The following is a 14,616-nucleotide window of genomic DNA, read 5'->3' as shown; positions in this document are numbered from 1 at the left end:
TCTCGTGGGGTCCCAAACGATGAAGATCCGCCTCTCCTCCGCCGCGGTGCTCGCCATCCTCGCCTGCGCCGCCCCCGCCCTCGCCCAGAACGGCCCCGACGTCATCGTCGGCGACCTCTACCAGGTCTCCAACTACGGCGGCAGCAACGGCCGCCACGCCTACGCAGTTGGCACCATTTCCTGCAACCTGGGCAACGAGCCGCTCACGTGGGAGGACCACAACGGCCCCGGCGGCAACGTCCACCCCGTCATCAGCCAGAACCTCTACCGCCTGCACAATGGCCGCTTCGAGCAGATCGGCCAGGCGTGGCTCAAGCACGGCTTCTGCGCCCTGCAGGGCAACGTGTGCCAGACGTGCACGCCGGGCGGCAGCTGCGATGCCCTCTTCCCCGGCTGCTCCGACCCGTACTCCTCAAGCCTCAACGGCACGCAGTCGGGCCTGGGGCCCAAGAGCGAAGTCAATGCCGCCACCGGCGCGTTCCCCTACCCCTGGAACAACAACGGCACCAGCACCGACGCCGTGCTCTTCAAGCGCCTGCACGCCGCCGACACCGACCTCGCCCTGCCCGGCGCCCTCTACTTCGTGAGCAGCTCGTACATCCAGCCCGAGGACGCCGCCCGCGGCAACGACAACAACAACCAGTCCTACCGGCGCGTGACCTTCTCAGCGGCCCCCAACTACGCCATGTCCCTTGCCGACACCACTCAACGCACCAAGCCCGCGCTGCAGGCGTGGCAGGACAACGACCCGTCCGTCACCATCACCAACGTGGACGTCGAGAACGACGGGCGCTACGTCGTCGCCAGCAAGGTCACCGACAACGGCAACGGCACCTGGCGCTACGAGTACGCCGTGCAGAACCTCAACTCCGACCGCAGCGGCCAGTCCTTCAGCATCCCGCTGCCCGAGGGCGCGACGGTGACCAACGCCGCCTTCAAGGACATCGATTACCACTCCGGCGAGCCCTACAGCGGCACGGACTGGACCATCAACATCCAGTCCAGCCACATCCAGTGGTCCACGCAGTTCCACATGGACAATCCGAACGCCAACGCCCTCCGCTGGGACACCATCTACAACTTCCGCTTCGACTGCGACCAGGCCCCCAGCGCCCCCGCCGCGGGCGCCGCCACGCTCGCCCTCTTCAAGCCCGGCATCCCCACCGTCGCCACCGCCAACGTCACCGTGCCCGCGGGCGGCACCCCGCCCCCGCCCACGCCCCCCGCCAACGATGCCTGCGCCAACGCCACCGCCGTGGGCAGCGGCAGTACCAGCTTCTTCACCACCCACGCCACAACCGACGGCCCCGCTGAATCCTGCGGCACCCTGGGCAACGACGTGTGGTTCCGCTACACCGCGCCATGCAGCGGCACGGCCACCTTCGCCACCTGCGGCAGCGGCTTTGACTCCGCCGTCGGCGTTTATAACGCCTGCCCCGGCGCGCCCGGCGCGATCGCCTGCAACGACGATTCCTGCGGCCAGCAGTCTTCGGTCACGCTCTCGGTCACCAGCGGCGGCGAGTACCTCATCCGCGTTGGCAGCAACACCGGCGCGATGGGCGCCGGCACGCTCACCATCAGCGGCCCCAGCTGCGCCCCCGCCGGCCCCGCCAACGACCTGTGCGCCAACGCCATCACCCTCACCGACGGCGTCCCCATGAGCGGCACCACCGTGGGCAGCACCAATGATGGCACCAGCAACTGCGGCAGCAGCACCACGAGCCCCGACGTCTGGTACGCCTACACGCCCGACGTCTCCGCCACCGTCACCATCACCACCTGCGGCACCGCCGCGTACGACACCGTGCTCGCGGCCTACTCCGCGTGCGGCGGCTCGCAGCTGGCGTGCAACGACGACACCACCGGCTGCACCGGCCTCACCTCCACCATCACCGTGCCCATGACAGGCGGGCAGCGCTACCTCATCCGCGTCACCGGCTACAACAACGCCACCGGCACCTTCACCGTCAAGGCCTCCGGCGGCGGCCTGCCGCCCGTGCCCTTCAACGATGCGTGCGCCAACCGCGCGGGCATCGGCACCGGCGCCACCACCTTCGACACCCGCGGCTCCTTCACCGACGGTCCTTCGCACGCCTGCGGCCTGATCGAGAACGACGTCTGGTTCAACCTCCCCGCGCAGCAGACCGGCACCGCGACCTTCTCCACCTGCGGGGCCACCTTCGACACCTTCATCGCGGTGTACGACAACGGCGGCTGCGACAACTTCGAGGCGCGCCTGCTCTCCTGCAACGACGACGCCGCCTGCCCCGGCGGGAACGGGCTCCAATCCTCGATCTCCATCCCCGTCACCGCGGGCCGCAACTACACGGTCCGCGTCGGCGGGCGCAGCGGCGCTTCCGGCACGGGCACGCTCAACGTTGCCATCGCCACCGCCCCGCCGCCCGCGGCCGAGGTCGTGCTTATGACCTTCGGCGGCAGCACCGCCGTGCCCGGCGTAGGCACCGTCGCCGATGAGGACGTCGTCGCATACAACCCCGGCTCCAACACCTGGTCCATGGTCTTTGACGGCAGCGATGTGGGCCTCTCCGCCCTCACCATCGACGGCCTGGCCCAGCTCTCGACAGGCGAGCTGCTGCTCTCTTTCACCGACGCGGCCACCATTCCCGGCATGACCGGCGGCCCCAGCGGCACCACCCTCGATGACTCGGATATCGTGAAGTTCACGCCCACCTCGCTGGGCGCGACCACCTCCGGCACCTTCCAGTTCTTCTTTGACGCCAGCGACGTCGGCCTCACCACCAACAACGAGGACGTGGACGCCATCGAGATCGCGAGCAACGGCCAGGTGATCGTCTCCTGCTCGGGCTCCTTCACCGCCAACGCCAGCGGCAACGTCTCGGGCGCGGGCGAGGACCTCATCATCTTCACCCCCACAGCGACCGGCGCCAACACCGCCGGCACCTTCGCCCTGTACGTGGACGGCAGCGACGTCGCCCTTTCGGGCAACGCGGAGAACCTCGACGCCATGGCCGTGCGTCCCGCGGGCGGCATGGTGCTCTCGACCACCGGGAACTTCGCGGTGACCGGCGTGAGCGGGGCCGACGAGGACCTCCTCCGCTTCACGCCCACCAGCACCGGCGGCGCCACCGCGGGCTCCTTCGCCATGGAGCACGACCTCACCACCAGGGGCATCGCCGGCAGCGCCGCCCTGACAGGAGCGGAGTACTCCACGACCGCCCTCATCACCACGCCCGCCCCGCTCATGGGCGGCGGCAACCCCGCTGAAGAGGCCACCGTTTACTGCTCCGCCGACTTTAACGGCGACGAGGACGTCGGCACCGACGCTGACATCGAGGCCTTCTTCGCCTGCCTGGGCGGCCACTGCTGCAAGGAGTGCGGCGACGCCGACTTCAACCACGACGGCGACATCGGCACCGACCAGGATATCGAAGCCTTCTTCCGCGTCCTGGGCGGCGGCGCCTGCTGAGGTAAGAACCGCGACCGTAGCGAGCGATACGGCCGCGCTTCGCGGCCGTGCTCACCCCGACCGTGCCACCGAGATGTCTACATCTCGGTGGCTTTGTTTTTGCCCGCGGTGAGGGAGCGCCGAGATGAGGACATCACGCTGGCATTCTGCCGCGCTACTGGCGGGTGAGGTAGTTCGCGGGTGCCCCCATGGTCTCCGCCAGCCGCCGGTGGGCGCGGACGCGGAGGAGGTAGACGGCGCCTTCGCTGCGGTTGAGCGCGGCGGCGACCTCTGACGCCGGCTTGCCCTGGAGGTCGTACATCTCGACGACCTGACGCTGGGCATCGGGGAGCTGATCGATGGCGGCAAGCACGGCGTTGACAGCTTCGTGCCGGGCCGCGTGCCGGCTGGGGGTGGCGAAGGTCTGCGAGAGCATGTCGAACAGGTTGGCGCAGGAGTTCTCGCGCGAGTGTACCTCGACGCGGACGCGCCCGCCGCCGCGTTTGTCCGCGTCCAGCATGCGCACGGCGTCCAGGAGGGTGCAGCGGGCGAGTTGGGTGAGCCACGCGGCAAAGGAGCCCTGGCCGCGGTCCTCGAAGCGCGGAAGGGCGACCACGGCCTCGGCGTAGGCCTGCTGCATGACGTCGTCCAGGGAGAGAAGGGACTGGTACTTGGCGGGGATGGCGTCGTGGAGGGCGCGCCGTGCGAACACGCCGTCTCGGGTGAGGACGTCGGCGAGAGCCTTCTGATCGCCCTCGAGAGCGCGGGAGAGGAGGGGGTCCACGGTGCCCGGAGTTTAGGGGATATCGGAGCGGAAGGGCGCTGGAGTCTCTGACTTGGAGGTGGATGTCTCGCGAGAGGCAGGCTTGCGGGGGCAGCAAGGCCCGGCCACGCCCGCAAGAATGCCGCCATGAGGAACGCGCCAGACACCCGCCCGAACGACAACGCCCTGACGCCCACGCGCATTCTCCGCGACGCCGCCCACCGGCTGCGGGTCCGGTACTGCGAGTGCGACCCGATGGGCGTCGCCCACCACTCGTCGTACGTGGCGTGGCTGGAGATCGGGCGGACCGAGCTGCTCCGCGACTGCGGCGTGTCGTACGCGGACCTTGAGAAGGCCGGCACGTTCCTGGTCGTGGTCAGGCTCGACGTCCGCTACCGCCGCCCTGTTCGCTACGACGACCTTGTGGAGGTCCGCACGTACTGGAAGGGTGGGAGCAAGGTGAAGGTCGAGCACGAATACGAGGTGGTCGTGGTCGAGCGCGGCGGGCAGGCCTGCGAGGAGCTGGCGGGCGCAGCGAGCACGACACTGGCGTGCGTGGACGGTGAAGGCAGGGTGCGGGTGCTGCCGGAGTGGCTGGTGACCGGGTGATCAGCGGCCGTTCGGGACGAGCCCCGAACGAAGTGAGTGGACCAGACGCGGCTTCGGCGGGACCCGTCACTGCATTCCGGGCTCGTTACGAACGTCACAGGTTTCACGCGAGCTGTTGAATGGCATCGTCGACGTTCTTCACCGCCACCAGCTCGATTCCGGCGACCTTTGGCACTTTCACCCCCGCGGGGACCAGTAGCTGCTTGTACCCGAGGCGCGCCGCTTCGCGGATGCGCTGCTCGAGCTGGGTGACTGCCCGGATCTCCCCGCCCAGGCCCACCTCCCCAACCGCCGCGGTGGCGCCGGGGAGCGAACGGCGGTAGTGGGCGCCGGCGATCGCCAGCAGCACGGCCAGGTCGCTCGCGGGTTCCACAACCTTGACGCCGCCCACGCTGCTGGCGAACACGTCGCGGTCCGCCAGCCGGAGGCCCGCGTGCTGCTCGAGCACGGCGATGAGCATCGCGAGGCGGTTGCCGTCCAGGCCCGAGGACTTGCGCTTGGCGGCGCCCAGGAAGCCGGTCGCGGTGAGGGCCTGCACCTCGACCATGAGGCAGCGGGTGCCGGTAATCACGGGGCACACCGCGGAGCCCGGGCGGGGCTCGGCGTTGGCCATGGCGGACACGTGCCCGCCCTCGGGCACCTCGCGCAGGCCGCTGCCGGTCATCTCGAAGAGGCCCAGCTCCAAGGTGGCGCCGAAGCGGTTCTTGACCGCCCGCACGATGCGGTGGCTGTGGTGGCGGTCGCCGTCAAAGGAGAGCACGGCGTCAACCAGGTGCTCGAGCAACCGTGGCCCCGCGAGCTGGCCATCCTTGGTGACGTGCCCGACGAGCACCACGGCGATGCCGCTGAGCTTGGCGAGGTACACCAGCTCCGAGCAGCAGCGGCGCAGCTGCGTCACGCTGCCGGGGCCGGCGGGGAGCGTGGGGTTATAGATCATCTGGATGGAGTCGATGATCAGCACCGCGGGCGCGACCTTGCGCGTCTGCTCGACGATGCGGGCGAGGTTGGTGTCGCTGAGGACGAAGAGGTTGGCGCTCGATGGCGTATCCGTCTGCTTGCCGCGGGTTGACCCGGGACTTCGGCCCAGAGCGGCCTCAGTCCCGGCGTCGCTGAGCCGCCGCATCCGCATGGCAACCTGCGCCGCCGACTCCTCGCTGCTGACGTAGAGGACCCTGGCTGTCCTCGCCCATGCCCCCGCGGCCTGGAGCAGCAGCGTGCTCTTGCCGATGCCCGGCTCGCCGCCGATCAGCACCGCGGAGCCCGGCACCAGGCCTTTCACGCCCTCCCCCCCCAGCACGCGGTCGAACTCGTTGATGCCCGAGGGCAGGCGGGCGGCGGGGGCGTCATCGGAGGTCACCTCGGAGATGGGGCGGGCCACGGCCGTGCCGGTGATCACGCCCCCCGCGCCTCCCCCGCCCGCGGCCCCTTCGCTCAGCTCGCCCCAAGCGGCCACCAAGCCCTTCTGCGTGTCTTTGGACATCGCGGGGTCGATGGTCTGCTCTTCCAGCGAGTCCCACGCGCCACAGTCTGGGCACTTGCCCATCCACCGCGCCTGCGCCCCGCCGCACGACCGACACACGAACACACGCCGAGCCTTCGCCATAGGGCGATCATAAAGGAAAGCAAGAACTGCGCTGGGGGGAGGATTGTTCACAGCCGCCGTATGCCCGGAACTTGGGAGTCCCACCCTAGAGTTCAGACCTGGGGACCAGGCCCGCAGGACGCAATGGCACAGACCCCGCCCGCACCGGCACCGAAGAAGAAGAGCAAGGCCCGCCGCTGGGTCCGCGCTCTCCTCATCCTCGCGCTCGTGCTGGTGGGCGGGTACTACCTGGTGACCCAGTCGTTTTTGACCCGAGTGGTGATCACCGGGATCGCCAGCCGCTTGTCGGGGGCCGAAGCCTCGGCCCGGTCGGTCAAGGTGACCCCGAGCGGGCGGCTGATCGTCGAGGGGGCTTCGCTGCGGGCCCCGGGCGTCCCGGGCCAGGGCGGCGAGGCCTTCAGCGTGAAGCACCTCGAGGCCACCTTCAACTGGAAGAGCCTGTTCACCGGCAACCCGATTGTTTACGAGATCGAACTCGATCAGCCCACGGCCCGCATCAGCCAGTCAATCGACGACGGCTCGGTGAACATCGGCAGCATCAACCCGCCTAAGGGCAAGGGCAAGGGGCTCAAGAACGTGCCGCGGGTCATCGTCCGTGGCGGCGTCATCGAGCTGGGTGAACACACCGCCAACGCCCAGGCGCAGGGCAACGGCTACACGATGCTCAAGCGCATCGACGTGGGCGGCGAGGTGCAGCAGAGCCCGGCCCAGGACGGCTCATCCATCATCAGCTTCCGCGAGATCGAGGGGCCCAACCCCGTGCCCGGCGGGCTCACCGTCACCGGCCGCATGTCCCGCCAGGGCGTGCAGCTGACGATGGAGAACCTCTCGCTCAACACCTTCGCGCCCGAGAACGCCCCGCAGTCCAGCCGCGAGCTCTTCCGCCAGACGGCCATGCAGGGTGAGGTGCCGACCGCCACCATCACCTACGAGTACGGCGGCGGGTGGGAGGCCAACATCCAGCTGCGGCAGGTGGCCCTCAACCTACCCGTGGAGGAGCGACCGGAGTACACACCGGATGGGCGGATCATCCCCGAGTCGACGCAGCCCGGACGGCTCATGCGGATGGAGAAGGTCGACGGCCGGATCACCTTCACCAACAAGGGCGTGCAGGGCACGCTCACCGGCCTGCTCGAGGAGTTCCCCTACGAGGTCGAGTTCCGCGTGCAGGGCACCAAGGCCGACTCGCCCTTCACGTGCACGCTGGTGACGCGCGGCTTTGAGCTGACCAAGAACCCGCAGATCATGCGGTTTGCCCCGCGCGTGGTCCGCAAGCGGTTCGCCCAGTTCAACAACCCCACCGGCATCATGGACGCCCGCGTGATCGTCACCCGTGGCGAGCCGGTGAACGGCCAGCAGGGCTCAATCTCGGTCGCGGGGAACCTCACGTTTCGCGACATGACGGCCGCGTTCGACCGCTTCCCCTACGAGTTCGTGAACATGAAGGGGGAGATTGCCTTCGACGACACCAAGGTGAGCCTGCTGCGGATCACTGGCGAAGCGCCCGGCGGGGTTGGCATGACGGCCTCTGGCGTGATCGCGCCGCCCACTGACGACGCTTTCGTTGATATCAACGTGGATGCTACCAACATCCCGGTGGACCATCGGCTGTACCGCGCCCTGGGCAAGCGGCGGCGCATCATCGACGAGCTGTTCAATGGGGAGCGTTACCGCGAGCTGATCGAGGCGGGGCTGGTGGCCAGCCGCGACCAGCACCAGCAGGCGCAGGCGGAGCTGGACAAGGCCCTGGCTTCAGGTGAAGGGGAGACTGCCCGCGTGCAGGCGTTGCGAACGGTCCTGAGGCGCCCGGTGTTCGATCTCGGGGGACGGGCCAACGTGAACGTGAAGGTCACGCGGGCCGCGGGGCCGGACTCGGAGTGGTTCGACGTCGAGACGATCAAGCTCGCGGAAGCCGGCATCGTCGCCGACCAGTTCCCCTACCCCATCATCGCCCGCGACCTCACCATCATCAAGAAGGACGTGGGCGCCACCGTCGAGGGCGGATCGATCCGCGGGCTCAACGGCGGGGCGGGGCGCGTCACCGCCCGCGTGGACTTCGATCGCATCGAAGACCCCGACCTGCCCTTCATCCCCGACATCGCCATCACGGCCACGGATGTTCCGCTGGACGACCTGCTGATCCACGCGATCCCTGACGCGGTGCCCGAGGAGGGCGGCCTCTCCGTGCAGCAGATGCTGCGGGCCCTCAATGCCCGCGGCTCCGGCGATGTGAAGGTCACCATCGGGATGACGCCCGCGCAGGAGCCCGGCTTTGAGGTGAAGGCGACTCTGAAGGGGCTCACGGCGGCGCCGGCGGTCCGGGCTGAGGGCGACACCAGCCCGCCACGCCTGAACCTCGCGACCGCGACGGGCGACCTCACCATCACGCAGGACTCGCTCGCGCTGAATCTCACGACCGACGTCGGCCACGCGCGGCCCCCACAGCCGAACGTCGAGCCCTCCCGCGCACAGGTGCGGCTCAGCATGCCCATCCGTACCGACTCCAGCAAGCCCGCGCCGGTGGGCGGCCTCTCTGCGACAGTCACCGCCGACCCGCTGGATGTCTCGCTCCCGGTGGAGGACCTCATCGAGGTCTTCGCGCCCGAGCCTGCGAAGGCGGTGCGAGAGCTGCGGCAGACCTACCGCCCCAGCGGCGAGCTGGACATCCGCACGACGGTCTCGCAGCATCTCGGCAGCGAGCGCGTTCAGACCGTCGTCATGGCCGACAAGCCGCACCGCTTCCAGGTTGATTACGCAGCGGGGCGGCTGGAGCTCGAGGGCAGCGTCGGCGGCGTGACGATCACCAGCCCGGGGGCCGAGCGCGGCATTGTCAACGTGCAGGGGCTCGCGGGCGTACTCCGGTTCAACGACGAACAGCCCGCTGACTTCCGCGCCAACGGCAGCATCGGACTGGATGGCAAGCCCGTGAGCGGTTCGCCGCTGTCCGCGTCCATCACGGGCGCGCAGTTCGACTCGGCCCTCACCCTCGGTCTCCTGGCCCAGCACGCGCCCGGAGGGGTCGTCGGCTTCTTCTCAGAGGCACGCCCCAAGGGCCGCTTCGACGCGGAGGTCACCGCCGGAGGCACGCCGCAGGGCGGGTGGGACGTCAACGCGAAGCTTTGGCCACGCAGCCTGAGCCTTGTGTACGACGGCACGGTCCTCACCTTCCCGGCCGTCACCGGCTCGCTCGAATTTGGAATGGGGCAGGGGCGGGCCCTGGGGCTGGGCATCACCGCGCCGCAGTGGTCCGCCACGGCCGACGGCAACTGGATCACCAACCCCGACGGCGGCACCTCGCTCCAGTTCACGCTCAACGCGGGGACCAACGGCGTGCCCCACGACTTCGTCGCCCTGCTGCCCGTTGCGGTGCGCGATCAGATGGCGGCGCTCGCCTTCGATGCCGCGGGGGGCGTGGCGGTGCAGGACAACGACATCTCGCTCGTGTTCAACCAGGCGGGCGACCTCACCGCGTACCGGGCCAAGGGTCGCGTGAACGTGCGCAACGCCAAGCTCAACATTGGCGTCGAGGTCAACCACGTCGAGGGCGGTGTGGAGTACACCGTCTCGCAGGCTTCGCCCGAGGCTCCGACCGACTTCCAGCTGTGGGCGCTGCTGGACTACTTCGACGCGTCGGGCATCAGCATGAGCAACGGGCGCATCCGCGTTACCAGCGGCGAGGACGGCGCGGTGGTCATCCCGCTCATCTCCGCTGATTGCCACGGCGGTCGCGTCGCCGGTTCCGCACGGCTCCAGCCGCCGTTCCCGCGCAGCGGCAAACGGCGGTTCGAGGCGCAGATCCAGGCTTCGGACGTGCGGCTCGCATCGCTCATCGCCGACTTTGAGATCGGCGCCGGCGTCGGCCCGCCCAGACTGCGTGAGATGCCCGACGAGTCGCGTGGGCGCCTCGATGCCGGCCTGAGCCTCGGAGGGATTGTCGGCGAGCCGCTCTCGCGCCGCGGGCGGGGCACGCTCACCGTCGGCGGCGGCCGGATCGTCAACCTGCCCCTGCTGATCCCGCTCATCCGCGTGATGAACCTCCAGCTGCCCATCAATGAGCGGCTGGACTACGCCGTGGCCGACTTCTACCTCCAGGGGGACCAGGCGGTGTTCACCGAGCTGGCGATGTCGTCATCGTCAGTGAGCGTGTTCGGCTACGGGAGCGCGACGTTCCCCGACATGGGGCTCAACCTCCGCTTCAAGACCAAGAACCGCGCCCGCATCCCGATCTTCACCGGCCTGATTGAGGGCGTGCGGGACGAACTGCTGCTGGCCGAGGTCCGGGGCACGCTGGGCGACCCGCAGATCCGGGTGCGGCCCCTCCCCGGCCCCCGCCGCTTCCTGGAGCGGATCTTCGGCGGCCCCCCCACCGCCCAGGACCGCCGCCTCGAACAGATCGAGGCCCGCGCGGCCAGCGACCCGCGCCGCCAGCGGCAGAACGGGCGCGAGGGCGTGCGCCCGCGGGGGCGGTGAAGCGGGCCATCAGTCTGGCTCGGGCCGGTGATTGGCCCGGTGCGGGGCCTGTCGGGGTCGGTTTCCGTCCGCCGTGGTGTACACTTCCCCCCGCGCCCCGCTTTGGGGACGCTCAGGCTGCGGACAGGTGAGAACGAATGCCCATTGATCAACGTGGAGAGATTGCCGAGCCCCGTGAGCCGCTGGCCGACGCCGCGGCGGAGCGGGCCGGTGGACCCGTCAGCCCCAAGGCCCGGCGTGCCGATGACCCCGATATCGCCGCGCAGCTGGACGCCCTCATCGAGCAGACCGGGGGCGTGCCCGGCTCCTTCGCGGCCCGCCTGGTGCGCGAACTGCTCCAGACCGGCCTCAAGCTGATTCCCGACGGGCGCGACACCGGCGAGCTCAAGCTCCTGACCAACTCGGTCAAGGAGATGCGGTACGCCTACCGGATCTTCGGCAAGTACAAGGACCCGCACAAGGTCACGATCTTCGGCTCCGCCCGCACCCCCGAGGACCACCCCGATTATCACGCGTGCGTGGAGTTTAGCCGCCTGATGTCCGAGGCCGGCTGGATGAGCATCACGGGCGCGGGGCTGGGCATCATGCAGGCCGGGCACGTGGGGCCGGGCCGCAAGAGCAGCTTCGGCGTCGCGATCCGCCTGCCCTTCGAGACCACGGCCAACCAGGTCATCGCGGGTGATGAAAAGTTGATCCAGTTCCGCTACTTCTTCACCCGCAAGCTGATGTTCCTCAGCCAGGCGGAAGCGGTCGCCCTCTTCCCGGGCGGCTTCGGCACGCTGGATGAGGCCTACGAGGCCCTCACGCTGGTGCAGACGGGCAAGTCCACCCCCATGCCCATCGTGATGGTCGAGGGCGCGGGCAACGACTACTGGCTGTCGTGGGAGAAGTGGGTCAAGGAGCAGCTCCTGGCCCGCGGCTGGATCAGCCCCGAGGATCCGGCGATCTACTACATCGCAAAGGACCCCGCCGACGCCGTCAAGCACATCGTGCGGTTCTACCGCAACTACCACTCGTCGCGGTACGTTCGGGACGATCTCGTCATCCGCATGCACAAGCCGCTGCGTGGCGAGGATGTGGAGAAACTGCGCGACGAGTTCCGCGTACTGATCAAGGAAGGCGGCAGCATGTCACAGGTGCTGGGCCCGCTCGAGGGTGAGGACGAGCACCACGCCCTGCCGCGCCTGGTGTTCAAGCACACCAAGCACAAGTTCGGGCTCATCCGCCGGCTGATCGACCGGATCAACGACATGGAGCCTGCGCCGACCGCTGATGTGCCGCCTCCAACCGTGCTGGTTGGCCCGCCCACCGGTGGCCCGATCGTCTGAGACCCGATGACCGCCCGCCTGGCCATCCCCGCACTCCTGTTCACGACCCTCATGGTCGGCGGCTGTGCGTCCAGGCCCGCGCCCGCACCAGCCCCGCCCCCCAGCCCCGGCGTGCGCGGCCCCGGCGTTGGCGTCGAGCTCGCGTGGTGGGTGGTCGACGACAACCCTTTTGACGATCGGCTCGCCACCGGCGAGGTCGCTCGTACTGTGGGTGCCGATACCCGCCCGATCGCTGATGTGCTTGCCCCTTACCTCAACCGCGCCGTTCCAGTCTCGCGGGAGAGCCGCGAGCGGTGGAAGGCGTGCGGCCTGCGCCTCGTGTGCATCCCGCGGGCTGACATCGATCAGGTGCGCGAGCGCCTCCGGATCAGCGGCCCCATCCGCCAGCAGTGGGTCGGCGAGGCCCCGCGCTGGATCGAGGCGATGCAGGGCCCGCAGTGGCAGGGCGTGCAGCCGGTCAGCACCGATGATGGCGGCGTCACGCTCAGCTCGGGCTCGCTGCGGCTGCTGCTGCGATGCTGGGTCGGCCCGGCGCTCAGCTCTGTTCCTGCGGCCCCTGGCCTCACGAGCGGCTCCATCCCCGGCGCGGTGCAGATCGAGCTGATGCCTCAGCACGTGCCGCCATCGGACCGGGGCGACATCGCCGCGCTGCTCAAGCCCAAGCCCGCCCTGCACGACGAGGGCGTGCTCTTCCCTCGCCTGCTGCTCGAATCCTCGATGTCCACGGACGACGTGCTGCTCATCGTCCCCGAAAAGCCCGAGACCGAGTGGAAGGCATCGACACCCGAGGAGGAGCCCGCGAGTGCCGAGGGGACGTTCAGCTCCCTGGGCCCGCCGCTGCCCACGACGCCCAGCCTGGGCGAGGTGATGATGACCGACGTTGCCACGGGCGGACGCCGCAACACCCGCGTCGTGCTGGTTGTGCAGCCCATGCCACCCGCGACGTTCAACCTCCTGGCCCGCTGAGCCTCTTCCGCGGCAAGCTGGGCAAGTCCGGCGCTCTGGCGGCGCACCCCTACGGGTTACGCGGTTCCTATAACCGCAATCGCGCGACGAGCGGCGCAGTGCGGTCCGTCGCGCGTCGATGAATCTGGCATGCTGCGTGTCAGCATCGCTCAAGCCCGGCCCGGGATGGTGCTCGCCCTGCCGGTGCACCACCCCCGCCACCACGACGTGATCCTGCTCCGCGCGGGCGTCACGCTGGACAGCCACGCCATCCCGCGCCTGGGCGAGCTCTTCGTGCCCGAGGTCTGGATACGGCACCCTGGCACCGAGGAGCTTGTCAGGTTCGTGGACCCGCGCATCCTCGCCAGCTACCGCGAGCTGACCACGACCGTGGGCCTCGCGCTCGACACCGCGATGGTGCAGAGCACCGTTCAGCTGGACTTTGTCGATTACAAGCGGGCGGTGATGTCGGTGCTGTCGCGCCTGATGGAGAATCCGCAGGCGGCGGTGATGATCTCCGAGCTCGTCGGCGGCGACCGCCCCTTCGTGCGGCACGCCGGCAACGTCAGCGTGCTATCCCTGCTCATGGGCCTGAAGCTCGAGTTTTACCTGGTGCGGGAGCGGCCCAAGCTCACGCCCTCGCTCGCCCGCGAGATCTCCGGCCTGGGCGTTGGCGCCATGGTCGCCGACATCGGCCTCACCCGCCTGGGGCCTGACGTTCTCGAACGCTACAACCGCACCCACAGCGAGGACGACGAGGCCTGGCGCGAGCACGTCAAGCTCGGCTTTGAGATGGTGAAGGGCGACCTGGACCCCGCTGCCGCGGCCGTGGTGCTCCACCACCACCAGCACTTCGACGGCACCGGCTTCCCCGCCAAGCGCGACGGCACGGGGCTGGTCGCGCCCAAGGGATCGCAGATCCACATCTTCGCCCGCATCGCCGCGGCCGCGGACCTCTACGACCGCCTGCGATACCCCGCGCACGCGCCGGGTTCGAGCGATGAGCGCACACCGCCCATCCCCGCGGTACGCGCCCTCAAGTTGCTGCGGGAGCCGCCCTACTCGAACTGGCTGGACCCTGTAGTGCGGCTCGCGCTTTTCGCGGTCGCCCCGCCATACCCCCCGGGCTCGCTGGTGAAGCTGAGCGACGGTCGCAACGGCGCGGTGGTGGACTGGTCGCCGCTGGACCCCTGCCGCCCCGTCGTCGAGATCATCGACTCGCCTGTGCGGAACGACGGCACCCGCGCCCGCGTGGACCTGCGCAAGCAGACCGCGCTATGCGTCGCCGAGATCGACGGGCATGATGTGAGCAGCGACAACTTCTACCCCGCGTTTGAGGGGGAGTTTGACCTCACGCGCGTGGGCAAGGCCCTTTCTAACGGCGCCATCAAGCCACCTGCTCTGGTGAAAGCCTGACGCTTGTGCCACGATCACGCTTCGTGATCGTGCTGCGCGGACCGATCCCGGGGAA

Annotated in this window: 8 protein-coding genes; 6 read left to right on the top strand and 2 right to left on the bottom strand. The window is 69.4% G+C overall.

Annotation, left to right across the window (positions count from 1 at the left end; genetic code table 11):
• Nucleotides 1–19 precede the first annotated feature (19 nt).
• Nucleotides 20–3,448 (top strand): hypothetical protein, encoded by a 3,429-nt coding sequence (locus VD997_15550; GenBank protein HYE63407.1) that lies wholly within the window; start codon nucleotides 20–22, stop codon nucleotides 3,446–3,448.
• A gap of 154 nt (nucleotides 3,449–3,602) precedes the next feature.
• Here VD997_15550 and VD997_15545 read toward each other — a convergent pair whose 3' ends face one another.
• The gene (locus VD997_15545) at nucleotides 3,603–4,211 is read right to left on the bottom strand and encodes a sigma-70 family RNA polymerase sigma factor (GenBank protein HYE63406.1); all 609 of its coding nucleotides are present in this window, start codon (nucleotides 4,209–4,211) and stop codon (nucleotides 3,603–3,605) included.
• 126 nt (nucleotides 4,212–4,337) lie between these two features.
• Between VD997_15545 and VD997_15540 the strand changes: the two genes are divergently transcribed.
• Nucleotides 4,338–4,799: a thioesterase family protein gene (locus VD997_15540; GenBank protein ID HYE63405.1), complete on the top strand. Its 462-nt coding sequence runs from the start codon at nucleotides 4,338–4,340 to the stop codon at nucleotides 4,797–4,799.
• A 103-nt stretch (nucleotides 4,800–4,902) separates the two neighbouring features.
• Here the strand turns inward: VD997_15540 and radA are convergent, their stop codons facing one another.
• The gene (gene radA, locus VD997_15535; protein ID HYE63404.1) at nucleotides 4,903–6,402 is read right to left on the bottom strand and encodes a DNA repair protein RadA; all 1,500 of its coding nucleotides are present in this window, start codon (nucleotides 6,400–6,402) and stop codon (nucleotides 4,903–4,905) included.
• Between the two features lie 123 nt (nucleotides 6,403–6,525).
• Here radA and VD997_15530 point away from each other — a divergent pair, with 123 nt between their 5' ends.
• From VD997_15530 to VD997_15515, 4 genes are all read left to right on the top strand, one after another.
• Nucleotides 6,526–10,872 carry a hypothetical protein gene (locus VD997_15530; GenBank protein HYE63403.1) on the top strand — a complete coding sequence of 1,449 codons (4,347 nt, stop codon included), beginning with the start codon at nucleotides 6,526–6,528 and terminating at the stop codon, nucleotides 10,870–10,872.
• Nucleotides 10,873–11,009: 137 nt separating this feature from the next.
• Nucleotides 11,010–12,200, top strand: coding sequence for an LOG family protein (locus tag VD997_15525; GenBank protein HYE63402.1), 1,191 nt, complete (start codon nucleotides 11,010–11,012; stop codon nucleotides 12,198–12,200).
• Nucleotides 12,201–12,206: 6 nt separating this feature from the next.
• Entirely contained in the window at nucleotides 12,207–13,166 is a 960-nt protein-coding gene (locus VD997_15520; GenBank protein ID HYE63401.1) for a hypothetical protein, read from the top strand.
• A 129-nt stretch (nucleotides 13,167–13,295) separates the two neighbouring features.
• Nucleotides 13,296–14,561, top strand: a complete 1,266-nt coding sequence (locus VD997_15515; protein ID HYE63400.1) for an HD domain-containing phosphohydrolase — start codon at nucleotides 13,296–13,298, stop codon at nucleotides 14,559–14,561.
• Nucleotides 14,562–14,616 lie beyond the last annotated feature (55 nt).

The sequence above is a fragment of the Phycisphaerales bacterium genome, from assembly GCA_035627955.1.
Classification (GTDB): domain Bacteria; phylum Planctomycetota; class Phycisphaerae; order Phycisphaerales; family UBA1924; genus JAEYTB01.
Note: the sequence above shows the minus strand (reverse complement) of the source record. Positions and strands in the feature narration are given on the sequence as shown.